Source organism: Candidatus Planktophila versatilis (genome assembly GCF_002288265.1).
Lineage (GTDB): Bacteria > Actinomycetota > Actinomycetes > Nanopelagicales > Nanopelagicaceae > Planktophila > Planktophila versatilis.
The window spans coordinates 142716-165563 of sequence record NZ_CP016778.1 but is presented as its reverse complement, the minus strand read 5'-3'; the positions used below and the strand labels follow the sequence as shown (position 1 = coordinate 165563).

Below are 22848 nucleotides of genomic sequence, written 5' to 3'. Positions count from 1 at the left end.
ATTACTTAAGTAATAACAGGTCGGTGAGCTCATCTTCACTCAGAAGATTTGCTCGCCGATCTGTTTTATTTATCGGCACATAATAAAAAGCGGCCGAGACCTGCTCAACTGCAATTGACTGCAACTTAGCCCAGGCAAGTCGATAGACAGCTAGCTGCACCGCAGATGATTCACCTAAAGTCTTCGAGCCAGTCTTCCAGTCGACTACTTCAAAACCGTTACTGGTCTGATAAACAGCGTCGATGCGACCGCGCACAAGCACGCCAGCAATAACGGTTTCAAAAGGAACTTCTACTGCATGCGGTTGCAACTTCGCCCACTCAGATTCCAGCCACTTCGTTTTCAGGTCTTCCAGTTTCTGGTCTTGCTCAAAAGGTGTGATCAAATCAAAGTCTTCATCATCAAAGAGCGTTTTTGCATTGAAATGGTTCTCAATCCATAAGTGAAATGCCGTTCCACGATGTGAGTATTCATCCATAGCTCGCGGCATTGGCCGGCGAATGTTGCGAGCAAGTTCTACTGGATCTTCATGCAGTGCAATGAGTGTGGAGGTAGAAAGACGCGGTGGCAATGCAACATCGCGCGCACCTAACTTAAACTCTTCAAATTCAGCAATTATTGCCCGGGCATCCTCAACTAGCTCTGCCAGTTCTGCCGGTGCAGGTGCGTCTAGGTTTAACGGCGCAGCTGATTCAACAAGTGCCACGGTGCGATCAAAAGCTGCCCGCTTGTCTCCGAGTGGATCTTGTGGCCACTGCGCTGTGATCTCAATATCTTTGGCTGGGTTTCGATCCGTGCTCTCTGGTGCAGTGGGGGCGCTGAGCACTGTGCCGCACTGACTTGCGATCTGTTGCACCTTCTCATAAAGCACAGATGGTTGAACAGGTTTTGCGCCATCGCGCCAGAACGAAGTCGAACAGAATAAGTGTGTGCGAGCACGTGTAATGGCAACATAGCCAAGGCGAATCTCTTCCCGCATCTTAAAGTCAACGCACTCTTGCGCAAATGCATCGATTGCTTTTTTAGCTTGCGCATTAGTTTCAGATGCGTTCCACGAAAACGTTGGCAAGATGTCAGCATCCCCGCGCAGTGAAAATGGAATATGGCGTTCATTGGTAATCCAGTTATCAGGATCACTTGCATTGGCTCCAGGAAATGTGCCCTGCGCTAACCCTGGAACTGCAACGACATCCCATTCGGCGCCTTTTGCCATGTGCACGGTGAGAATCTGAACAACGCTGGCATCGGCTTCCGGCGCCCCAGCTTTGAGTCCACCTTCTTCTTCACTTGCAACATCGAGCCATTGCAAGAAGGCAGAAAGTGAGCCACCGCTGCGCGCAAACTTTGCCGCCTCATCCATAAAGCGATCAAGGTGGCGACGGCCATGCGTGCCACCATCTCGTAACATCACTTCACTTTCTAAGTTCAAATAGCGCTCGATTTCAACGATGAGATCAGTAATGGGTGCAGATGCACGTGAACTCAAGCGACGTAGGTCGGATGCAAAAGATGCAAGTCGTTGGTAGCCAGCGCTACTGAACTTGGATTTGTCGCACTTCTCAATTTCATCAAGTGCGTCAATCACACTTCCAATAAATTGATCATCGGCTTCAGCCGATGCTGGGTTTCCGGCAACAATGTTTTTCACAATGCTGCGGCTATCAGATGAGAGTGCCTCTGATCGCCAGCGCGCAAAACGACCAAGGGCGGCAATATCGCGTGGACCTAAGTTAATGCGCGCTCCGGTTAAGTGACGCATCAGTGATGCACCAGCGCTGGGGTTGTTGATAATTTTCAGCATTGCCACTAAATCTGCAATTTCCGGAACATGCACAAGTCCCCCTAAACCAAGGACTTCCGAAGGTATCCCCGCCTTTGCTAGCGCCTCTTGAATGAGAGCTATCTGAGCACGCTTTCGCACCAAGACCGCGAAGGTGCGTGGAACTTTTAGGTGCGGTTGTAAGCGACTTGGGTTATTCCAAAGCGGTGTGAAATATTCAGCAATTGCCGTTGCCTCTGCCTCAAGATTTTCAAAGATGCCACAGGTGAGATCACCAGCACCTGCATCTTCGTGTGGCTTTAGCGCAGCAACGTTAATTCCTTCAAGTTCGCGCACGCCAGCCGAGATTTCATTTGCAAGTGCGAGAATGGATTTATCGTTTCGGTAGGTGGTCAGTAATTCATATACCTTCTTACCGGTAGCACCGTCGGCCTTTGGAAAGTTTGCATTAAATGCGCTAATGGTTCCAGAAGATGCACCGCGCCAGGTATAGATAGATTGACAAGGGTCACCGACGGCGGTAACCGGATGGCTGCCACCGAAGAGGGCCGAAAGCAAACGCACCTGTGATTGGGAAGTATCTTGATATTCATCCAGAAGTACAACTGGATACTTAGCGCGCTCCAATACCCCGACATCTGCAAAGTTAACGGCAATATCTGCAGCCAGTGCTATCTGATCATCAAATGAGAGTTCACCTGACTTTCTGCGTTCCTCCAAAAATGCTTGCATCATTGGAAGCATTGCGATGCGCTGGTTAAGTACTTTTGCCACCTTACGTGTCTCTTCGTTAGTTGCACCCGTCATCTGTGCAATTTCTTCAAGTACTTTTTCATCCGCACTTCTTATCTGATCAACGCTCACACGATGCTCTAAGACCATCGAGGTAAGTCCTAGCAAATCTTTTACAACGGTGCTTGCTGCATCATTTGTATTAAAGACGCCGTCATCCCACTCGCGTACTAATTTATTGGCAGACATCCAGAGCGCTGCCTCACCCAGTGGCTGCACATCGGCATCGATGCCATAACGAATTGCATGTTCGCTCAGTAATCGCCCGGCATAAGAGTGATAAGTAGTAACTGCAGTCTCAAGACTGCTAAAAGTCCGCTCTATTCCTTGCTTATCTGCGGCCTGCTGAAATTGGCGCAGGCGCTTTCGAATTCGGGTATTGAGTTCGCCAGCGGCCTTGCGGGTGAAGGTAAGTCCAAGAATTTGATCAGGGCGGGCAAAACCATTGGCAACTAAATACACAACGCGCGCCGCCATAGTCTCAGTCTTCCCGGAACCTGCGCCAGCAATGACAACAGCTGGCTCCAGTGGATTATCAAAGATAGAGATGATGGGGCGCTGCTCATCAGATGGAAGATGAAATGTGGGATCAATCGAGATAATCATCTTCGCTACTTCATCAGGTGTGTATTTTTCAATCATTGATGCACCGCTTTGCCTTCAAGATAGAGCGGACATGAAGGTTTGACCTTGCAACCCTTACACATTTCGTTCTTGCGCGCAGTAAATGTGGCACCACCCATACCCACGGCAATCTCTTCCAGAATAGTTTGGGTGGCCTCAACATCCACGAGCGCATCTTGTTCGCGGGTGCTGTAGCTCTTATTTTTACTTGCCAGATAGACAAGCTGGGCGCCAGAGACGGCAGTTGATGTTAACTTCTCGGCAAAGCCATTAAGAACAACTCCAAGCTGGTAACAAGCAAGTTGCAAGTTTGTTTTGGCATCATCGCCAGAAATCTCTTTCTTACCAGTCTTAAAATCAATGATGTAATGCTTGCCATCGCTATCGACTTCAATCCGATCCACATTTCCTCGAATGACCGCCCGACCTACAGTGATTTCAAAACTCCGCTCAACTCCAGCAACGCTTCGGTTGTTATCAGCCAATGACTTACTGTGAAATACCGAGAATCGCTCCAGCATCTTTTGTGCGCGCGCAAGGGCGGCATGGCTTATCCAGCCCTGGCTATCATCAATCAGCGGCCATGATTCAAGGAGTTTGTGCTGCAATTGCTCATCAGTGATTGCCGGTTCATCGACCTTAAGGCGAGCAAATTCGTGAATGACAGAACCTAATAGCTGCGCTGTGGAATCGCCATCAGTGCCACCGCTCTTTTCTAGAAACCATTTCAGTCCGCACTCAGTGAAGTTCTCTGCCCCCGATGGTGAAACTGGCACAGGTGCACCAGCATCGATGACTGGCGCATCGGTAGTGATGGGCACTGCTCCCAGCCATTGCGAAGGCGCAGCTAGATGTATTCCATTAGCGCTCAAAGTCTTAAGAAGCGCAGCTGCATCGGTGTTCCCGGTAAGAGTTACCTCCCGGCGCAAGGTGGCAACAAGTGCCGGCGCCGTCAGTGGCCTTGGAATTTCAATAGTTGCATCAGATGCCCCACATGAGTGCGCAAAATCTTCAAAAAAGATAGATGGTGTGAGATCTTCGCGCGCAACTGCTGTGACAAGAAGTGACTCTGAAGCACGTGTTGCTGCCACATGAAATAAACGTGCTTCATCTTGGGCAAGTGAATCTGCAGCAATCATATCCAGCGTAGTTTGGGCAAGCTCATCACCATGTCGCACCCGCTCTACCAATCGTTCAGCGCCCAATAAAGAACTTCGTTGCTTCAAATTCGGCCAAGTGCCTTCTTGCACACCTGCTACCGCAACATGGCTCCACTGACGTCCCTTTGCCGAATGCACAGTAAGTATTTCAACAACATCAGGGCGCACTCCGCGCGAAGTAATGAGGTCAGAAACAATGGTTTCATTCTCAATCTCTTGTAAAAATAGTTCTGGTTTAGCACCTGGAAAACGTTCAATATGGCGGGCTGCAGAATCAAAGAGTTGAATCATGGCATCGAGATCTCGATCAGCTGCAGCTCCTCGGGAGCCACCTTTAAGTGCTGCTGTGCGCCATGATTCGGAAATCTTCACATTCTCGCTGGTAACAGCGTTATTCCAGATTGCCCACAATAGGTCGTGAATCGTGGCGCTCTTCTTGGCAATTGATTTCTTTGCTGCCACTAAGAGTTCGTGAATACGTAATAGTTCGGCAGAATCTTCGATGGCAACATCGCCAGTAGTGATGGCATCCAGAATAAGTTGGGTGCCAGAGCGTTTATCGCTCGCTTCATCGCGCGCAGCCAGTAGCGCCGCACGTGTGCGCCGCAGTGAAACCGAAGTTGCCCCACCGAATTCGCTGGTGAGTAACTTCTCTGCCGTATCAAGGTTGAGTGGTTGCGCACCCGTTGCCACTCGTGCAATGAGGAGAAATGGCGCAATGGCAGCGTTATTTGCGATCGCTTCCACATCACCTGCAGTAGGAATACCAACTTGGGCAAAAGCTCTGCGAATAGCTGCGGCGCTCTGTCCATGTGAGCGCACAATCACTGCCATCTGCGAATAGGCGACCCCGCCCATGAGATGAGCCCGTTTAAATTGGTAAGCAATGTATTGCGCTTCCTCAGATTCAGAAAAGAGTCGGACAGCTTGTGTGCCAGGTGTGCCACGAAAATTTGTGGTGAGTTCAATTTTCTTCGCACCCTTTGCCACATAAGAATCAATTACAGCGCCAACACCTTCCGGGTCTGCGCCGCGAAATCTTCCCACCGCACTGGCTGCATCAGCGATGATCACGAGGTCTTGCCCAGCTAATAGTTGTAACAAGTTTCGCTGAGCGGGATCACTTTCTTGGAATTCATCAACAATGATGGTGCTAAATCGTGCGCGCAGCTCAGTCAAAAGTTCTGAGTTACTGCGGAGATAATTAATTGCAGTGTTAATGATTTCAGATGGATCAATGCGCACCTTGGCATCACCGGCCAGCACTTCTTGCAGTGTCATAGCACCTAGATAGCGCTTCCAGAATTGGGCAGCCCCTGGCCAATACTTCTCACCAAGTTGTTTGCCGCGAAGCTCTAACTCATCCGGAGTAATTCCACGTTCATTGGCGCGCATAATGAGATCGCGTAGCTCGCGCACAAATCCTTGCGTCTGCAGTGGCTCACCCAGTGATTGCTCGGTGCGCTGTAAGTCGGCATGCCATTGTTGATAGCCATCTTCGATATCACCTGCTAGTAGCTGTGCGATAAAGGTCTCTTGCTCGGCACCTGATAACAGAATAATCTCGCGCACATTCTCTGCCGTGCGCATCTTAAGAATTGAATATGCCAGTGAGTGAAATGTGCGCGCTAGTGGTTCATGTGCAGTCTTTGCTGATCGAGTAACAATGGCATCGCGAATTTCAGAGGCACGTTCGCGCCCGTAAGCAATAATCAAAATTGAATCGGGGCTTTGTCCTGCTGCAATTCGGGAAAGCGCTGCTTCGATAACAACTGTGGTCTTACCGGTGCCAGTTGCGCCAGTGATTATCAGTGGGGAGCCGCGGTGAGCAACTGCTGTTTGCTGCTCTGCGCTGAGTTGATGAACTTGTGAGAAAGGCAGAAACCCCTCATCACTACTGCGCACCAGGCGAAGCGGTGATGAAGGGTTCTGCTTACTCATAGTTGCTATTTAACCCTACGGCGGTGACAAGTCACGTGAGCCAAAGGTGAATTAACGCTGATGAATTAGCTCTGGTTATTCTTCTTTGCTCGAGATGTGGCTCGAGCGCGCTCTGCCCCGTCGAGCACCACTTTACGAATACGAACAACTGCTGGAGTTACCTCCACGCATTCATCTTCGCGGCAGTATTCAAGGGCGCCTTCCATATTGAGCTTCTTCGGTGGAATCAACTTTTCAGAATCATCAGTACCGGAAGCACGCATATTGGTAAGTTTCTTTTCACGCACACAGTTAACATCCATATCATCAGAACGTGAGTTCTCACCGATGACCATGCCCTCATAAACCTCATCACCGGGTTCAACGAAGATAGATCCTCGTTCTTGAATACCAGCAAGTGCATATGAAGTCACAGCGCCGATGCGATCTGAGACAAGCGAACCTGTGCCACGGGTGCGAAGTTCACCAAACCATGGCTCATATGAATCAAAGACGTGGTGCAGTAAACCTGTGCCGCGAGTTTCAGTAAGGAACTCAGTACGGAAACCAATCAGGCCACGTGATGGAACTTTGTAATCAAGTCGAATCCAACCGGTTCCGTGATTGACCATCTGTTCCATACGACCCTTACGTAGCGCCATCAACTGGGTGAGCACACCCAAGTAATCTTCAGGTGCATCAATTGATAAGCGCTCCATTGGTTCGTGAAGTTTTCCATCAATCATCTTGGTAACTACCTGTGGCTTACCCACGGTGAGTTCAAAACTTTCGCGCTTCATGATTTCAACAAGCACAGCGAGCTGTAGTTCGCCGCGGCCTTGAACTTCCCACGTATCAGGACGTTCAGTATTAAGAACACGCAGTGAAACGTTACCGACGAGCTCTTTATCAAGACGATCCTTTACCTGGCGCGCAGTAAGCATCTTGCCGCTCTTGCCCGCTAGTGGTGATGTGTTGATACCGATAGTCATAGAAATTGATGGCTCATCGACGGTAATAAGAGGTAATTGATGTGGGTTTTCTAAGTCTGCCAGTGTTTCACCCAAGGTAATTGTCTCAATACCGGCAACGGCAATGATGTCTCCAGGGTGGGCTTCCAGTGCTGGAACGCGCTCGAGTGCTTCGGTCATCAGCAACTCAGAAATCTTTACCCGTTCAATGCTGCCATCGGTCTTAATCCAAGAAACAGTTTGGCCTTTTTTAATCACACCTTCGTGCACGCGGCATAGCGCCAAACGTCCAAGGAACGGTGATGAGTCAAGGTTTGTCACGTGTGCCTGAAGTGGTGCACCTTCGTGATAAACCGGTGCTGGAATTGTTGCGAAGATGGTGTCAAATAAAACATCAAGGTTTTCTTCTACCGGCATTCCACCATCTGCGGGACGTGTCAGGGAAGCACGTCCTGCCTTAGCTGATGCATAGACAACTGGGAACTCAATTTGTTCTTCATTGGCATCAAGATCTAAAAAGAGTGCGTATGCCTCATCGACAACTTCAGCAATTCGTGAATCCGGGCGGTCCACCTTATTAATAAGGAGAATAACGGGAAGATTCTTCTGCAGTGCTTTGCGCAACACGAAACGTGTTTGTGGCAGCGGACCTTCAGAGGCATCGACGAGCAAGATAACGCCATCGACCATCTCTAGACCACGTTCAACCTCGCCACCGAAATCTGCGTGGCCTGGTGTGTCAATGATGTTGATGATGGTGTCACCACGTCTTACCGAAGTGTTCTTGGCAAGAATCGTGATGCCCTTTTCGCGTTCTAGATCCATTGAATCCATCATGCGGTCTTGGCCTTCTTCTTGCTTCTTATAAGCAGCGAAAGCTCCGGATTGCCACAACATCGCATCAACGAGTGTGGTCTTTCCATGGTCAACGTGAGCAATGATCGCAACGTTGCGAAGGTTGTCACGGGTCTTCTTTGGAAGATCTTTGAGGTGAGCCTGATTAAGGCGTGCTCTGGCGGTATTAAGTGCTGGGCTATTAGACATTGAATCTGAACTCCACTACGTCTCCGTCTTGCATGATGTATTCCTTACCTTCCATCCGCACTTTGCCTTTAGCTTTCGCTTCCGTCATTGTGCCCGCTTCTACCAAGTCGGTAAAAGAGACGATTTCAGCTTTAATGAAACCTTTTTGGAAATCTGTGTGGATGACGCCGGCCGCCATCGGTGCGGTGTCACCTTTATGTATGGTCCAGGCGCGCGTCTCTTTTGGACCAGCAGTTAAATAAGTTTGTAGTCCTAAGGTTGCAAAACCAACTCGGGCAAGAGTGGCTAGCCCTGGTTCAGAAAGTCCGATGGCTTGCAAGAGTTCGAGTGCATCTTCATCGGAGAGTTCAGCAAGTTCAGCCTCGGTCTTAGCATCGAGAAAAATTGCTTCAGCTGGTGCCACAAGTGCCGATAACTTCGCCCGCAGTTCAAGGTCAGCAAGTTCGGCGGCATCGACGTTAAAGACATAAAGAAATGGTTTTGCAGTGAGCAGGTGAAGTTCATGCAAAAGTTCGCGATCAATCTTTGACTGGGAAAGTGGCTTTCCTGATTGCAGCCACTCATTGGCTTCCTTGACCGCCGCTAGAACGGGGGCCTTCTCTTTCGCAACGCGCGCTTCCTTCTCAAGTCGCGGAATTGCCTTTTCAATTGTCTGTAGATCTGCGAGCGCAAGTTCCATGTTGATTGTTTCCATGTCACTAGCAGGATCGATGCGACCATCGACGTGAACCACATCGCCATCGGTAAAGACGCGGATGACCTGACAGATGGCATCGGTCTCACGAATATTGGCAAGAAACTTGTTTCCAAGGCCAGCACCCTCAGATGCGCCCTTCACAATGCCGGCGATATCAACGAAGGACAAGGCAGCTGGAAGTAGCTTTTCAGAACCAAAGATTGTGGCCAGCTTCGCTAACCGCTCATCCGGAACGCCTACAACACCGACATTGGGCTCGATCGTGGCAAAGGGATAGTTGGCGGCTAAGACATTGTTCTTGGTCAGAGCATTAAAGAGGGTCGACTTTCCGACATTCGGCAGGCCGACGATTCCAATTGAGAGGCTCATAAGTAGGACAGCCTACGGGGGATTGTCAGTCCCTCCTGCCACGATTGCCCCATGTCCAGCACAGTGGTGACCTTAATAACTCTCATTCTCGGCCTCTTTCTTGGTCTCGCACTTGGTCTGTGGATTTCTAGAATTAAATCTGGCGCAAACGGTGGCAATACATCAACGATTAGCCAAGAACTCAACGATGTGAAGGTGCTGCTTAAGGCATCTGATGATCGCCTGAAGGCAGCAGAAGCCAAAAGTGAGAACGAAACAAAGATTGCAACGCAGATGGAAGAGATGAAAACAACTGTCGAACGCATGCGTTTGCAAGCACAAGAAGCATCGGAGAAGAGAATTGCATCCGAAGTGCAATTGGTCGGCACTATCGATGAGATGCGCAAAGCATCGACTACCTTCTTTGATGAAACAAAGAAAATTGCTGGCGCACTAGCTAGTTCACAGACTCGTGGAAAATTTGGGGAAGCACAATTAGAACTTCTGCTTGAACAAGCTGGGTTACGTGAAGGCCATGAGTATGTGGCACAACGTTCCACCACCGATTCAGATTCATCTGGTATTCCAGACATCACGGTAGCGATGCCTGGGGGCTCCAAGCTCTTTATCGACTCTAAGTTTCCCTTTGATCGCTTCCTGGAAGCCTTTGGCACAGAAGAGCAAGAACAGCGCGATGAACTGCTCTTGCTACACACCAAGGATTTACTCAAGCATGTCGATGCGCTAGCAAAGCGTGGCTATCACAAGTCACAGAACTCCCCTGACTTTGTTGTGCTCTTTCTTCCCTTTGAGACGCTGTTGGCAGAATCACTTCGCCTTGATCCGCTTCTACTTGAGAAAGCATTTAAAGTCGGGGTCACACTTGCTACTCCCACATCAATGATGGCGCTGCTGCGCACCGTGGGCCATATCTTCACCCGTAATAAATTGGCAGAAAACGCTGATGACATTACAAAGGTGGCGGCAACTTTTCTAAAAAATGTCACACTCTTACATACCAAGATTGTTGCGGTGGGCAAGGCAATTAATCAAACCTCTAAAGCATATGAAGATCTCATTCCCACAGCGGAAAAGACTGTCCTTGCACCCGCTCGTCGAATCAATAAACTAGGTGTAGCTGGCGATAAAGATAAACTGGCAATTGAATATCCGGAATCTCCGGCAGATGTAAGGGCGCTAAATAACCCAGACTTAGATAGCATAGATTTAGATGCGCCCGATGATTTCATCGATGTTGAAGTAGTAGAGGAGTAAGTGATGAAAGGCCCCGGACTGAAAAAACAAGGTGTGGTATTTCTGCAAGCACTTTTTATCTTTATCTTCACATCACTTGAAATCTGGATTCGCTCTGGTCCTGGAATCATCTCTGGTCTGATCATCGCCCTAGTTACCTATGGCGGCGTCAACTATGGCCGCACCGGAACTCGTTATGTTGCAGCTGTCACGCCACCACTTGCCTATGGGGCAACAGTTCTCTTGCTGACTATTCTCAGTGACGGCCTTTCGATTTCTAGAGTCGGCATCGATTTCATCGGTTCACTCGCCAGCGTCGCACCGTATCTGCTTCTCAGCGCGCTCTATGCCTGGTTTATGTTCTTAAATGAGAAGGCAAAGAACCGCCCCTCTAAGCGCGCAGCTGCTGCCCAGGGTTAATTACTGAACGAATAAAGGTCAAATACGGGCAAATGCCCTCTTGTAATAACTTAATTCCCGCATAGGCTTTTCATATGGCTAAGAAGCTCATTGCATTCTTATCAATACTTTCTCTTTTTCTATCAATTCCCCTTATGCCAGCAAGCGCTGCGGCTAAAGCAGGCGCTAAATGTAGTAAAGCAGGAATTACTGAGGTGGTTAAGGGTAAAACCTATACATGTGTAAAAACTGGAAAGAAGCTGGCTTGGAATAAGGGTGTCCTTCTAAAAGTGGATGCAAAACCAACTCCCTTAACCCGCCGGGAAAAAGCTCTTGCAGAGGTAAAGCGTGTTTACGATTTGAACTCAAGCTATCAACCTACAGTCAAATATATTTTTTCAAGTGATGCGCCACAAAACTTTGCTGAGTTGATCAAGGAAGTTATCCCTTTTTCCTCAAGGTTTTGGTCCAGTGAATTCAAGCCAACAACAGAGTTCCCAATCATTCTGGGCTCCCTAGCCTCGGTTGAATGGGTCAATGATGAAATGAAACGTTACGGTCATGAAATACCAGCATGGAATAGAGAATTCATTAAAAAACTCGGTGAAAATGCTAGTCGTGGTGATGTAGTCAATAATTCTCGCGGAGCTATTACCTACTATGTAATTGGTAAAGAAAAGGATAGATCCATCAAGGCTGGCAATGAACTTACAATGCGTGGTTTTGTGGCTCACGAGTATGTCCACGCGGCTGCAGTCTCGATCATCGGTGATCGCCAGAACGGAATTCCTGGCTGGTCTGTCGAAGGTTCTGCTAATTTTTATGGATTCGCAATAGCAGCACTCATGGCAGAGCAATCAAATGCCGCGATGAATAGAGTAAATATTGAAAACCTACGCCGCTCTTACTCTAACCAAGATGCGCTAATCCCTCATTCACTAAACAAAGATGATCTATACAAGGCTGTTTTAACCTCCGAAAAAGGCGGCGGGGGAGATGGCACCACTTGCGCCGAGCCAAAATTACTTTGCTATACCGCTGGCGCTCTATTCACCGAAGTTCTCGTTGCCGATCATGGTCACAGCAAGTTTGTTGATTGGTGGAAATTGAGCAGAAAGAAAAATTGGGAGGTGGCCTTCGAGGAAGTTTATGGAATTCAGATAGATAAATGGTATGAAGAGGTAGCGATTCCATATGTAATCCAAGAGTCAAAAGCTGCAATTCCCGAGGTGTCAGCACCCAAGTCAGCTTCCACCTTTACCCAGCACCCTGCCCGCCTACCTCGTCCATTTGTGGATCCAAGCATTCAGAACCAATGGAATCAGCTGGAATGAAGCCTCACCAATACTGGCTAAGACCGTTTCTCAAATATTCTTAGCGCGTAGTTAGATATTAAGAATAAATCTCTTTGCAAAACCTTAGTATTTTCGTTCTTTTTATTATTCTTATCTTCTCCACTAAGCCATTCTGCAATTAAATCTGGTGACGCCTGCAAATAATTAGGTGGGGACTTCTACTTAGCAGCCTTTAAATCAGCGCGCAGCTCTTTCGGTAGTGCAAAGAGCAGCGTTTCTTCCGATGATCGCACTTCTTCCACATCGCCATAGCCATGCTCATCCAAATATTTAAGTAAGTCATTGACCAGGATTTCCGGAACAGATGCACCACTTGTCACACCGATTACTTCCACACCTTCAAACCATTCATCTTTTACCTCAGTTGCATAATCAACGAGATAGGCAGCTTTTGCGCCATATTCCAGCGCCACTTCAACTAAGCGCACGGAGTTCGATGAGTTTGTCGAACCCACGACAATAACCAGATCTGCTTGTGGGGCAATTGCCTTAATTGCTTCTTGGCGATTCTGGGTGGCATAACAAATGTCATCTGATGGTGGGTTGGCAATTTCGGGAAAACGATCTTTAAGGATTGCAACAGATTGCATAGTTTCATCAACTGAGAGCGTGGTCTGGGTGAGCCAGACTAGTTTTTTGCCTGGTGTGGGAATGATGGTGCGAGCTTCATCTAGGCCATCGACAACGCGCACTTTGCCTGGTGCTTCACCAGCAGTTCCTTCAACTTCTTCATGTCCAATATGACCAATGAGAAGAATTTCAGTTTCATCATCGGCGAAACGCTTTACTTCATTATGCACCTTAGTTACCAAGGGGCAGGTGGCATCGATAGTTTTAAGGTTTCGGGCAGCTGCTTGCTCGTGCACGGCAGGTGATACGCCGTGGGCAGAAAAGACAACTGTCGCACCTTCTGGCACTTCATCAGTTTCATTAACAAAAATCACTCCGCGCTTTTCCAGAGTTGAGACCACATGCTTGTTGTGGACAATTTCTTTGCGGACATAGACCGGAGCGCCATAGAGTTCCAGCGATTTTTCAACGGCAATCACTGCGCGATCAACGCCGGCGCAATAGCCACGAGGCGCGGCTAAGAGAACTCTTCTACTCATAAGGGTCAGTCTAATAGGCTCACCCCATGTTCGAAACTTCACGAGAAGCCCCGGCGCCAGTGCGCGTGGTCTCAGAAGCTATAAAAGAGTATGTCGATCGTCTTGGCCCAATCTGGATTGAGGGCGAGATTTCAGAACTCAATGAACGCAGCGGTGGCATGGCATTTATGCGACTGCGCGATACCAGTGCAGATATGAGCCTTTCTGTGATGTGTCACAAATCAGTATTAGCCAGCGTGCAACCACTACCGGCAAATGCTCGCGTTGTCATCTATGCCAAGCCTTCGTGGTTTACTAAAAACGGCTCACTGACAATGTCTGCCAAAGAGATTAGCCAAGTGGGTGTTGGAGAGCTTCTTGCACGTCTGGAAGCACTGAAAGAGAAGTTAGCAGCTGAAGGTTTATTTAGTGAGAGCAGAAAGATTGCACTGCCACGACTTCCACGAAAAGTTGGACTGATTTGTGGTCGCAATACCGATGCTGAAAAAGATGTGGTGGAAAATGCTCGCCGGCGCTGGCCAGCAGTTGAATTTGAAATTCGAGAAGTAGCAGTGCAGGGCGCCGCCGCTGTTGTTGAAGTGTCAGCAGCGCTAAAGGAGCTTGAGGATGACCCGGATGTAGATGTCATCATCATTACTCGTGGAGGTGGCTCCTTTGAAGACCTACTTCCTTTCAGTGATGAGTCACTCGTTCGACTAGCCTCGCAGTGCACCACACCGATTGTCAGCGCCATCGGCCACGAGAAAGATGCACCGCTTCTTGATTATGTTGCCGACTATCGGGCATCTACTCCCACCGATGCGGCCAAGCGAGTGGTTCCAGATATTGCGCAAGAAATTAGCGATATCGAAAAGATACGAGATCGCATGTATCGAACGCTGGTCTCCACCATTGGCTATGAGATCAATTTGATTGCTCAATTACGAAATCGCCCGGTGATGAAAGACCCGCAGCTGATGGTTACCTCCCGCCGCGATGAGATAAAGGCGCTGCGAGATAGATCTATTCGCAGCTTTGCCTCGATTATCGAAATTGAGAAGAAAGAGCTAGCGGGTGTTAAAGCCCACCTGCGTTCGCTCTCACCACAATCAACGATGGACCGCGGGTATTCGGTGGTGCAGTTGGCAGATGGCGCAATCCTGCGCGATGCCACAAAGGTGAAGGTGGGCACTCGTTTGCGCATTCGCGTGGCAAAAGGTGAGACCGCAGCCACCGTTAGTTCTCCCGAATAACTACAAGAGAGTAGATTGTGCTCATGGCCGCTAAAGATTCACAGCCCTCCTATGAAGCCGCTCGTGATGAGCTGGCCGAGATAGTTGAATCACTAGAAGATGGCAGCGCAACCCTGGAAGAGTCGCTGAAGTTATGGGAGCGTGGAGAAGAGCTGGCAAAGATCTGTCAGCAATGGCTTGATGGCGCAAAGAAGAAGTTAGACGCAGCAAAGAATTCTGCGAAATCTGAGGAACAGTAGATGTCACCCAATTTTTCCTACTCAGACCTACTGCCAATTGGCGAAGATACAACCAAATATCGACTTCTGACCAAAGAGGGCGTGCGCGTTGAGAAAATAGGCGATAAGCAATTTCTTCACGTGACAGCCGAAGCAATCACCCTGCTCACCGAAACTGCGATGCACGATATTTCGCATTACTTACGTAGCGAGCATTTAGGGCAATTGGCCAAAATTCTTACAGATCCAGAAGCATCAGCTAACGATCGATTTGTAGCCCTTGATCTACTGAAAAATGCCAATATTGCCGCCGGTGGAATCTTGCCGATGTGCCAAGACACAGGAACAGCTCTGATCATGGGCAAGAAGGGGCAATACGTATTAACCAGTTCAAAAGATGAAGTCGCACTGGCCCAAGGTGTATATGACGCATTTACCAAGTTAAACTTGCGATATTCGCAGATGGCTCCGGTGACAACCTGGGAAGAGAAGAACACCGGAAATAACTTGCCAGCCCAAATTGAAATATTTGCAGATAGCGATCACCCAAATGAGTACAACTTTATGTTTATTGCTAAGGGTGGCGGCAGTGCTAACAAATCATTTTTGTATCAAGAGACAAAAGCGGTCTTAAACCCTGCTTCATTTATGAATTGGCTTGATGAAAAATTGCGCTCCATTGGTACAGCTGCATGCCCGCCGTATCACTTAGCTATAGCTATTGGTGGCACCAGTGCCGAATACACAGTTAAGACCTCAAAGCTCGCCAGCACCCATTACCTCGATAACTTACCTACTTCCGGAGATGGTGTGTCAGGCCATGGCTTTCGCGATCTGGCCCTGGAAGAAGAAGTATTTAAGCTCACGCAGAAGTTAGGTATTGGCGCCCAGTTTGGCGGCAAGTACTTCTGTCACGATGTGCGAGTTGTGCGCCTTCCTCGCCATGGAGCATCACTGCCGATTGCTATTGCAGTCTCCTGTTCGGCAGATCGCCAAGCAAAGGCGAAGATCACCAAAGATGGCATATTCATTGAGCAGTTAGAGACTGAGCCAGCTCACTTCTTGCCGGAAACTACCGATGAACATCTCAATGACGATGTAGTAAATATTGACCTCAATCAGCCGATGGCTGCAATTCGCGCTGAACTTTCCAAGCACCCAGTAAAGACTCGTCTGTCATTAAGTGGCACCATTGTGGTGGCGCGCGATTTGGCACACTCTCGAATCAAAGAGATGCTCGATGCCGGTAAAGAGATGCCAGAATACTTAAAGCAGCACGCCGTTTATTACGCAGGACCGGCAAAGACACCAACTGGGATGGCCTCTGGTTCATTTGGCCCCACCACTGCTGGCCGAATGGATTCTTATGTGGATCAATTCCAAGCAGCTGGTGGGTCACTTGTCATGTTGGCAAAGGGAAATCGATCTAAGGCAGTTACCGATGCCTGTAATAAACATAAGGGTTTCTATCTCGGTTCCATTGGCGGACCGGCAGCACGCCTGGCCCAAGATTGCATCAAGAAGGTGGAAGTCTTAGATTTTGCAGATCTTGGCATGGAAGCAGTCTGGAAGATTGATGTCGTTGATTTCCCAGCGTTTATCGTTGTTGACGATAAGGGAAATGATTTCTTTGCCGAAACGATGCGGCCGTTAACTATCGGGGTTAAGCCTTAAGTTCTAGTAGTAACGACTGCGCTTGAACTTAGACCAAGCACCACATGGTGTGTCATAACGGCCTTCGATATAGCGAAGTCCCCAACGAATCTGGGTCACCGGATTGGTGCGCCAATCATCGGCGATCAGATCCATCTTGGAGGCAGGTAGGGCTTGTGGAATTCCATGGGCGCCAGAGCGGTAGTTATGTGCTTTGTAATTCCAATGGCTTTCTTTGGTCCATAAGTTATTCAGGCACCGATACTGCTCGCCCTCCCAACCATATTCATCGGCCATGATCGCCTTAGTTACATTTTTGGCGCCAACGATGGTGCGGGCCATTTCGACCTGGCGGCTTAAGGTGGCAACGATCGCCATCTCAGATAACTGGCTAGAAAGTGATGCCATCGGTAGTCCGCTGGTGACCCTCAAATTCTTTGCCATCGGATTCTGACTTGTCAGATTTACTGAATCAGGCAGAGCCAGCCGGCTAGTCATCGGAAAATCCAGACCATAGGCACTTGGCTGGGCCACAGTGAGCAGGAGCATCGAAGCAACGGTCGCCCAGAGCGCCGGCTTGGTAACGCGGGAGACGGTAAAGGAGGCAAGGGCGGCGAAGAATGCACGCAGGTCTGCCTTCATCTTCGTTACTCCTTTCATCTTCATTCATCTCCTGTTCATAATCGGCCCACTTTGGACCTTCCTTGCCCATGCCGCCATGACCTCATAAATGAGGTTATGACTTAAGGGAAGGGCTTAATCGTGTCTAGTCAGGGGGAGGGTCGCAAATTTAATCCTGCGTGGGTCGCAAATTCACAGAGATTGGGGTGGCTGTGGATAGGTAAAAGCCCAGGTCAGCTAGGGCAAAGTCCTATATGTCCGATTTGTTACTGTGAGATTAAAATAGGGGTCAAAACGCCCGGCTTAGCTTTGCGGACCTTCCAGTAATTCAGTGACCAGGGCGGCTATCGGTGAGCGCTCTGATCGAGTCAGCGTCACGTGGGCAAAGAGTGGGTGGCCCTTGAGCGTTTCCACCACTGCGACTACGCCATCATGGCGGCCCACGCGCAAGTTATCGCGTTGGGCAACGTCATGGGTGAGAACTACCCGTGATGCCTGGCCAATTCTGGATAGGACGGTGAGCAAAACTCCGCGTTCTAGTGATTGGGCTTCATCAACAATGACAAAGGAGTCATGCAGCGAGCGCCCGCGGATGTGGGTCAGCGGCAGAACTTCAATCAGACCTCTAGCAATGATTTCATCAATGACTGCTTGGCTCACTAGGGCGCCTAAAGTGTCGAAGACGGCCTGGGCCCAAGGCGACATCTTCTCGCCTTCACTGCCCGGTAAGTAGCCAAGCTCTTGTCCGCCGACCGGATAGAGCGGGCGGAAGATGACAACTTTCTTATGAAGGCGTTTTTCCATCACCGCTTCAAGTCCGGCGCAGAGAGCGAGTGCAGATTTACCAGTTCCGGCTCGTCCCCCGAGTGAGACGATGCCAATTGATTCATCAAGGAGCAGATCTAGTGCAATGCGTTGTTCGGCGCTGCGACCATGAAGACCAAAAGCTTGGCGGTCACCGCGCACTAATTGCAGTTGCTTGCTCTCAGTCACCCGGGCAAGTGCGCTTCCTTTTTCCGAGTGCAGCACGATTCCGGTGTGAACCGGAAACTTATGAGCACATTCGTGGTCTGCTCGATCAGATGAGTAGAGCTCATCGATAGTGCTGTGGCCAACAGATACTTCTTCAATGCCAGTCCAGCCGCTATTAGAGACAAGTTCTGCTAAATATTCTTGCGCTTCCACACCCACCGATGATGCCTTCACTCGCAATGGAAGATCTTTGGTCACCAGAACCACATTTCTACCATCAGACATTAGGTTCTTGGCAATGGCAAGGATGCGCGAATCATTGGTGCCATCGCGCAAAAAACCGTGGGGCAAGGTGCTTAAATCTGTGTGATTAAGTTCGACCGAGAGCGTTCCACCTTCAGGTGTAATTGTCAGAGCTGAATCAAGGCGACCATGCTCAATGCGAAGATCATCAAGTGCGCGAAGTGCGGCGCGGGCAAAGTAACCGAGTTCCGGATGGTCACGTTTGGTTTCAAGTTCGCCAATCACAGCGATGGGAATAATGACTTCATGTTCTTCAAATCGGGACATTGCCCCGGGGTCTGCCAGGAGTACTGAGGTATCTATTACATAGGTTTTACGGGCAGAATCACTCTTCTTTGAAGTAGCCAAGGCCTAACCATTCTCTGTAGTTGTAGTCGTGGGGAAGAGACTGGGTGGTGCTTCTGACTTGCAAAAGATAGAACGAAAGAAATGGACTATTGGTGCGACACGCCATTAATGGTTGAGATGTAATGCAACGTTTACCTAGCTGGGCCGTACTTCTTCGTGATTCTGCGCTCTGCAATAAATGATGCAACCGGCAGAGTTCCAGCGGCAATCAGGGCAATAATGGTCAGGAATTTCATCCGCTTCTGAACGCCAATTTGAAGGACGGTCAGGATATAGACGATGTAGAGATAGCCATGGGCGATCGGAATGAAGATGATCCAGCCATTGTCTTCTAGGGCATCAAAGATGTACTTAGCTGGCATGTAGCCAAAGACGAGCAGCAAGAGATTAACTCCGCAGAGCACAGCTAGCAGGCGAAAGCGGGTCAGTGCCCCGGTCGATGTCGTCTCTGTCATAGGTAGAACTCTATAACTTTTCTTCGCGGCGCTGATAGAAGGGGGCATATAACACCAGGCCGGCCATGAACCACCACACCACCACATAAGAAATGTGTTGCCAGTAGTAGCCGGGCACACCCGAGGTCAGTTTGGGTTCCAGAATTCTGGTCCGTGAAATCTCACCGTTTCGGCTCTGCTCACTCTTTTCTAGAATGAAACCGTCATAAAGCTGATAATCAGTAGTAGCAACCAGAATGCTGCTATCTAGTCGAGAAATCTGAGACGGGGTGTTTGTGGCGCGATCATCGAATTGGCGCGGCATCAGGGTGCCAGTGATTTCAACTCTGGTCGACATCACAATTTCTGGTGATTTCAAACGCTCTTTCCATAGTCCGCGCACCACAAGAATTGCAGTATCAGTCTCGTTTTGCAGCAGCGCCACTTCCCAGTCGCCAACTTTGCCATTGCCATCAATTTGGTTGGGTGCTTTGTAGTTGGCGATGTAGCTGCCGGCGGTGCGCACTTGTTTGCCAACGCTAGTGGGTGGAATTGTGCCCGTGGGAGTTGTTAGCTCTGTCAGTGGATAAATTGTGCGATCAATAGGCACAACAGCCGGATTGCGCATCTCATTGGCCCGGTCAAGCTGCCAGAGCCCAAGTCCAATCAAGATAGTCACCAGAAAAAGAACGAGAAGGCCTGCGCCTAATCGCTGGATGGGTGACTTCTTAATTCTCGCCCTCATTCTCCTGGCGTAATTGCTCACGTTCTTGCATCCGGTTATAGCGCTTATAGAAATTACGAAGCAAAAACGCAATGGTCGAGAAAAGGGCAATCATTGTCAGCGAACCAGCGACACCTACTTCAACGTCTTTTGCCATGAGAAGATTCTCCCATGCCGGCAGAAAACGACCAATTCGATTTTAACGATCGATATGGAATCACTCCTGCGCGCGGGTGGGTGAAGTATGCAGCTGGCTTCGCAATTGTTGGCGGAGCGTGGTTACTCTGGGCCGGCCTACATCAAGCCAACCCGGCGCTTCGTTATGAGCTTATCTCTTTTTCAAATGAAGATCCACGCAACCCAGAGATTCGATTCTTGGTGCAAAGAGCCGATGGCACACAAGAAGTTCAATGCACACTCGTTGCGCGCGATTATGAGAAGAATGTGGTGGGACAAATCGACATCACCATCGCAGCTGGCAAGAGCTATCTCGAGCCAAGATATATCGTTCCTACCCGCGCAGATGCGGTCAATGTGGGCATTTCACGTTGTCGCACTCTGCCCTAAGATTGCCCTCTATGACTTCCCAACAGACCTGGCTTACCCAAGAAGCAGCTGATCGTTTAGCTGGCGAACTGGCGAACCTAGAAGGTCCGGGACGGAAAGAAATTACGGCAAAGATTGAGGCAGCGCGCGCCGAAGGAGATCTGAAAGAGAACGGCGGCTATCACGCAGCGCGCGATGAACAAGGCAAGATGGAAGCGCGTATTCGCCAGATAAAGCAGATGCTAGAAAATGCCCACATCGGAACGCCACCAGCCAGCGCCGATGGAAAAGTGGGAGCAGGCATGGTTGTCACCGCATCCATCGCCGGCGATGAGATGAAGTTCTTACTTGGCTCCCGCGAAATCGCATCCGGTGATCTCGATGTGTATTCCGAGAAATCACCACTGGGAGCAGCTGTATTAGGTGCAGAAATTGGAGCGACCGTTTCATACACCGCACCAAATGGGCGTGATATCAAGGTCGAGATTAAGAGCGCCGAGTTTTATAGTTAATCTGCGTAATTGCGATATTTACGAAGGCTTAACGGAATAAAGATCGCCATAATGATGAGCATATAAATCAGCGAAGTTATCAGTGGGTTCTCACTGGGAAAAGAACCAGCAGTTGCACCAAATTGATTCTCTAGGCCAAAGAGTTCGCGGCAGGCAGCAACCATCGTTGAGACTGGATTCCATTCTGCAAAGTACTGCAAGATGCGTGGCATTCCGGTTGTGGGAGCAAAGGCATTCGATAAGAAAGTCAGTGGGAAGGTCACGATAAAGCTGACGTTTTGCACCACCCGCGCATCAGATGCCGAAAGCCCAACCAGGACTCCTACCCACGAGAGCGCGTAACCAAAGCAGAGTAAGAAGATAAATCCGAGGGCAATGCTGCCAATTCCGCTAGAGGGGCGCCATCCCACCACATAACCGGCAATACCCATCACGGCGAGCACGACGATATTCAAAAGTGAATCACCCAATGTGCGCCCAATAACGAGTGCTGATTGCGAGATAGGCAGAGATCTAAATCGATCAATTAGCCCCTTCTTCATATCTTCGGCTAAGCCGGAAGCAGTGCCAGCTAAGGTAAAGGCGACTGTTTGCACAAAGATTCCGGGCATCAATAGCTGCACATATCCACCAGGTTGGCCAGTATCAATCGAGCCACCAAATACATAGCGGAAGAGCAGTACGAACATCACCGGTTGAATTGTTGAGAAGATGAGAACTTCAGGTACACGGCTAAGAAGCAGTAACTGTCTGCGGGTAATAATTGCTACATCGTTAATCGCACTCATTTTCTGCCCCTCTTCTTTTCTGCCACTTCTTCCTTCTTCTCCTCCGCCACATGGCCAGTCAATGAAAGAAATACATCGTCAAGTGATGGGCGCTTCAGACCAACGTCGAGTGCATGGATCCCGGCGGCATCGAGTGATTTCAAAACTTCAAAGAGGGCAGCTGAGCCAGTTGAGACTGGGGCCGAGATTAAGCGCAGACCTTCATCGAGGCTCGCCTTATGATCACTTACCGCACCAACTATTTCCAGTGTCTTTGCAACGTGGGCTTGTTCCACAACTACTTCCAGCCGTTCTCCGCCCACCTGTTTTTTCAAGGCATCTGATGTTCCACGAGCAATTACTTTTCCAGTATCAATTACAACGATGTCATCTGCTAATTGATCTGCTTCTTCCAAATATTGCGTGGTCAGCAGCAGCGTTACCCCGCCTTTAACTAACTCTTGGATAACTCCCCACATCTCCTGGCGACCGCGTGGATCAAGGCCAGTAGTGGGTTCATCGAGGAAGAGAACTTTTGGTTTAACAATCAGAGATGCTGCTAAATCTAAACGACGGCGCATTCCACCTGAATAAGTCTTAATTGGGCGCCTGGCTGCCTCTGTCAGTGAAAATCGCTCGAGTAGCTCATTTGCGCGAAGAACAGCGTTCTTCTTACCTAGGTGATACAACTCACCGAACATCACTAAGTTGTCATATCCGGTAAGAATTTCATCGACTGCGGCATATTGACCCGATAAACCAATGACTTCGCGTACCTTCTCGGGATTTTTCATTACATCAATGCCAGCAACTGAGGCACTTCCAGAATCAGCGCGAAGTAAAGTTGTCAGAATTCTTACAACTGTAGTTTTTCCTGCGCCATTGGGTCCAAGCACGCTGAGAACTGTTCCTTCTTCAACATCCAGGCTCAAGCCATCGAGTGCTCGAACTTTTCCTTTGTCATAGGTTTTAACGAGGCCTTGCGCAATTACTGATTTCACCAGGCCAACCTACCAAATTTTTGAATGGGCAATCTCCCTCAGTAACATCTTGCCAAATGCAGCC

At 49.2% G+C, this 22848-nt stretch carries 20 protein-coding genes; 8 read left to right on the top strand and 12 right to left on the bottom strand.

Annotated features, from left to right (window positions below; genetic code table 11):
* Position 1 precedes the first annotated feature (1 nt).
* The 4 genes from A1sIIB76_RS00775 to ychF all read right to left on the bottom strand — a co-directional run bounded on the left by A1sIIB76_RS00775 (position 2) and on the right by ychF (position 9357).
* Entirely contained in the window at positions 2–3214 is a 3213-nt protein-coding gene (locus A1sIIB76_RS00775; RefSeq protein ID WP_095696730.1) for an ATP-dependent DNA helicase, read from the bottom strand.
* Positions 3211–6297, bottom strand: coding sequence for an ATP-dependent helicase (locus A1sIIB76_RS00770; RefSeq protein ID WP_095696729.1), 3087 nt, complete (start codon positions 6295–6297; stop codon positions 3211–3213). Before A1sIIB76_RS00770 ends, A1sIIB76_RS00775 begins: the two co-directional genes overlap by 4 nt.
* 65 nt (positions 6298–6362) lie before the next feature.
* Positions 6363–8291, bottom strand: coding sequence for a translational GTPase TypA (typA, locus tag A1sIIB76_RS00765; protein ID WP_095684335.1), 1929 nt, complete (start codon positions 8289–8291; stop codon positions 6363–6365).
* Positions 8284–9357 (bottom strand): redox-regulated ATPase YchF, encoded by a 1074-nt coding sequence (gene ychF / locus A1sIIB76_RS00760; RefSeq protein ID WP_095693277.1) that lies wholly within the window; start codon positions 9355–9357, stop codon positions 8284–8286. Before ychF ends, typA begins: the two co-directional genes overlap by 8 nt.
* Before the next feature lie 51 nt (positions 9358–9408).
* Between ychF and A1sIIB76_RS00755 the strand changes: the two genes are divergently transcribed.
* From A1sIIB76_RS00755 to A1sIIB76_RS00745, 3 genes are all read left to right on the top strand, one after another.
* The gene (locus A1sIIB76_RS00755) at positions 9409–10611 is read left to right on the top strand and encodes a DNA recombination protein RmuC (RefSeq protein WP_095696728.1); all 1203 of its coding nucleotides are present in this window, start codon (positions 9409–9411) and stop codon (positions 10609–10611) included.
* Between the two features lie 3 nt (positions 10612–10614).
* The gene (locus A1sIIB76_RS00750; RefSeq protein WP_095693275.1) at positions 10615–11010 is read left to right on the top strand and encodes a hypothetical protein; all 396 of its coding nucleotides are present in this window, start codon (positions 10615–10617) and stop codon (positions 11008–11010) included.
* Positions 11011–11084: 74 nt separating this feature from the next.
* On the top strand, positions 11085–12323 hold the full coding sequence (locus A1sIIB76_RS00745) for a hypothetical protein (protein ID WP_095696727.1): 1239 nt from the start codon (positions 11085–11087) through the stop codon (positions 12321–12323).
* 179 nt (positions 12324–12502) lie between these two features.
* Here the strand turns inward: A1sIIB76_RS00745 and A1sIIB76_RS00740 are convergent, their stop codons facing one another.
* The gene (locus A1sIIB76_RS00740) at positions 12503–13453 is read right to left on the bottom strand and encodes a 4-hydroxy-3-methylbut-2-enyl diphosphate reductase (RefSeq protein ID WP_095696726.1); all 951 of its coding nucleotides are present in this window, start codon (positions 13451–13453) and stop codon (positions 12503–12505) included.
* Between the two features lie 26 nt (positions 13454–13479).
* Here A1sIIB76_RS00740 and xseA point away from each other — a divergent pair, with 26 nt between their 5' ends.
* Genes xseA through A1sIIB76_RS00725 form a run of 3 tightly spaced genes read left to right on the top strand, consistent with a single transcriptional unit; the run spans position 13480 to position 16577 of the window.
* On the top strand, positions 13480–14685 hold the full coding sequence (gene xseA, locus A1sIIB76_RS00735; protein WP_095696725.1) for an exodeoxyribonuclease VII large subunit: 1206 nt from the start codon (positions 13480–13482) through the stop codon (positions 14683–14685).
* 23 nt (positions 14686–14708) lie between these two features.
* A complete protein-coding gene (locus tag A1sIIB76_RS00730) occupies positions 14709–14924 on the top strand; it encodes an exodeoxyribonuclease VII small subunit (protein ID WP_095697340.1) in 216 nt (71 codons plus the stop codon).
* Positions 14925–16577: a fumarate hydratase gene (locus tag A1sIIB76_RS00725; protein WP_095696724.1), complete on the top strand. Its 1653-nt coding sequence runs from the start codon at positions 14925–14927 to the stop codon at positions 16575–16577. It abuts the gene before it with no gap.
* A gap of 3 nt (positions 16578–16580) precedes the next feature.
* Here A1sIIB76_RS00725 and A1sIIB76_RS00720 read toward each other — a convergent pair whose 3' ends face one another.
* The 5 genes from A1sIIB76_RS00720 to A1sIIB76_RS06880 form a co-directional block, all read right to left on the bottom strand.
* A complete protein-coding gene (locus tag A1sIIB76_RS00720; protein WP_223298774.1) occupies positions 16581–17222 on the bottom strand; it encodes an aggregation-promoting factor C-terminal-like domain-containing protein in 642 nt (213 codons plus the stop codon).
* A gap of 258 nt (positions 17223–17480) precedes the next feature.
* Positions 17481–18800, bottom strand: a complete 1320-nt coding sequence (locus A1sIIB76_RS00715; RefSeq protein ID WP_095696723.1) for a PhoH family protein — start codon at positions 18798–18800, stop codon at positions 17481–17483.
* A gap of 131 nt (positions 18801–18931) precedes the next feature.
* A complete protein-coding gene (locus A1sIIB76_RS00710) occupies positions 18932–19255 on the bottom strand; it encodes a DUF3817 domain-containing protein (protein ID WP_095696722.1) in 324 nt (107 codons plus the stop codon).
* A 10-nt stretch (positions 19256–19265) separates the two neighbouring features.
* On the bottom strand, positions 19266–19979 hold the full coding sequence (locus A1sIIB76_RS00705; protein ID WP_095696721.1) for an SURF1 family cytochrome oxidase biogenesis protein: 714 nt from the start codon (positions 19977–19979) through the stop codon (positions 19266–19268).
* Complete coding sequence (locus tag A1sIIB76_RS06880; RefSeq protein WP_190277065.1) at positions 19963–20115, bottom strand: hypothetical protein; 153 nt, start codon at positions 20113–20115, stop codon at positions 19963–19965. The genes A1sIIB76_RS00705 and A1sIIB76_RS06880 overlap by 17 nt, the downstream gene beginning before the upstream one ends.
* 14 nt (positions 20116–20129) lie before the next feature.
* On the opposite strand from A1sIIB76_RS06880, the gene A1sIIB76_RS00700 reads away from it, so the two are divergent.
* Together A1sIIB76_RS00700 and greA are read left to right on the top strand one after the other, a co-directional pair.
* Positions 20130–20525, top strand: a complete 396-nt coding sequence (locus tag A1sIIB76_RS00700; RefSeq protein WP_095684324.1) for a DUF4307 domain-containing protein — start codon at positions 20130–20132, stop codon at positions 20523–20525.
* Between the two features lie 11 nt (positions 20526–20536).
* Positions 20537–21016, top strand: coding sequence for a transcription elongation factor GreA (gene greA, locus A1sIIB76_RS00695; RefSeq protein ID WP_095684323.1), 480 nt, complete (start codon positions 20537–20539; stop codon positions 21014–21016).
* Here greA and A1sIIB76_RS00690 read toward each other — a convergent pair.
* Together A1sIIB76_RS00690 and A1sIIB76_RS00685 are read right to left on the bottom strand one after the other, a co-directional pair.
* On the bottom strand, positions 21013–21804 hold the full coding sequence (locus A1sIIB76_RS00690; RefSeq protein WP_095684322.1) for an ABC transporter permease: 792 nt from the start codon (positions 21802–21804) through the stop codon (positions 21013–21015). The genes greA and A1sIIB76_RS00690 overlap by 4 nt on opposite strands.
* A complete protein-coding gene (locus tag A1sIIB76_RS00685) occupies positions 21801–22784 on the bottom strand; it encodes an ATP-binding cassette domain-containing protein (RefSeq protein ID WP_095684321.1) in 984 nt (327 codons plus the stop codon). Before A1sIIB76_RS00685 ends, A1sIIB76_RS00690 begins: the two co-directional genes overlap by 4 nt.
* Positions 22785–22848 lie beyond the last annotated feature (64 nt).

Bases quoted from the DNA above. Each gene is read 5' to 3' on its own strand.
- A1sIIB76_RS00775 (WP_095696730.1), bottom strand. From the start codon at position 3,214: ATGATTGAAAAATACACACCTGATGAAGTAGCGAAGATGATTATCTCG.
- A1sIIB76_RS00770 (WP_095696729.1), bottom strand. From the start codon at position 6,297: ATGAGTAAGCAGAACCCTTCATCACCGCTTCGCCTGGTGCGCAGTAGT.
- typA (WP_095684335.1), bottom strand. From the start codon at position 8,291: ATGTCTAATAGCCCAGCACTTAATACCGCCAGAGCACGCCTTAATCAG.
- ychF (WP_095693277.1), bottom strand. From the start codon at position 9,357: ATGAGCCTCTCAATTGGAATCGTCGGCCTGCCGAATGTCGGAAAGTCG.
- A1sIIB76_RS00755 (WP_095696728.1), top strand. From the start codon at position 9,409: ATGTCCAGCACAGTGGTGACCTTAATAACTCTCATTCTCGGCCTCTTT.
- A1sIIB76_RS00750 (WP_095693275.1), top strand. From the start codon at position 10,615: ATGAAAGGCCCCGGACTGAAAAAACAAGGTGTGGTATTTCTGCAAGCA.
- A1sIIB76_RS00745 (WP_095696727.1), top strand. From the start codon at position 11,085: ATGGCTAAGAAGCTCATTGCATTCTTATCAATACTTTCTCTTTTTCTA.
- A1sIIB76_RS00740 (WP_095696726.1), bottom strand. From the start codon at position 13,453: ATGAGTAGAAGAGTTCTCTTAGCCGCGCCTCGTGGCTATTGCGCCGGC.
- xseA (WP_095696725.1), top strand. From the start codon at position 13,480: ATGTTCGAAACTTCACGAGAAGCCCCGGCGCCAGTGCGCGTGGTCTCA.
- A1sIIB76_RS00730 (WP_095697340.1), top strand. From the start codon at position 14,709: ATGGCCGCTAAAGATTCACAGCCCTCCTATGAAGCCGCTCGTGATGAG.
- A1sIIB76_RS00725 (WP_095696724.1), top strand. From the start codon at position 14,925: ATGTCACCCAATTTTTCCTACTCAGACCTACTGCCAATTGGCGAAGAT.
- A1sIIB76_RS00720 (WP_223298774.1), bottom strand. From the start codon at position 17,222: ATGAAGATGAAAGGAGTAACGAAGATGAAGGCAGACCTGCGTGCATTC.
- A1sIIB76_RS00710 (WP_095696722.1), bottom strand. From the start codon at position 19,255: ATGACAGAGACGACATCGACCGGGGCACTGACCCGCTTTCGCCTGCTA.
- A1sIIB76_RS00705 (WP_095696721.1), bottom strand. From the start codon at position 19,979: ATGAGGGCGAGAATTAAGAAGTCACCCATCCAGCGATTAGGCGCAGGC.
- A1sIIB76_RS06880 (WP_190277065.1), bottom strand. From the start codon at position 20,115: ATGGCAAAAGACGTTGAAGTAGGTGTCGCTGGTTCGCTGACAATGATT.
- A1sIIB76_RS00700 (WP_095684324.1), top strand. From the start codon at position 20,130: ATGCCGGCAGAAAACGACCAATTCGATTTTAACGATCGATATGGAATC.
- greA (WP_095684323.1), top strand. From the start codon at position 20,537: ATGACTTCCCAACAGACCTGGCTTACCCAAGAAGCAGCTGATCGTTTA.
- A1sIIB76_RS00690 (WP_095684322.1), bottom strand. From the start codon at position 21,804: ATGAGTGCGATTAACGATGTAGCAATTATTACCCGCAGACAGTTACTG.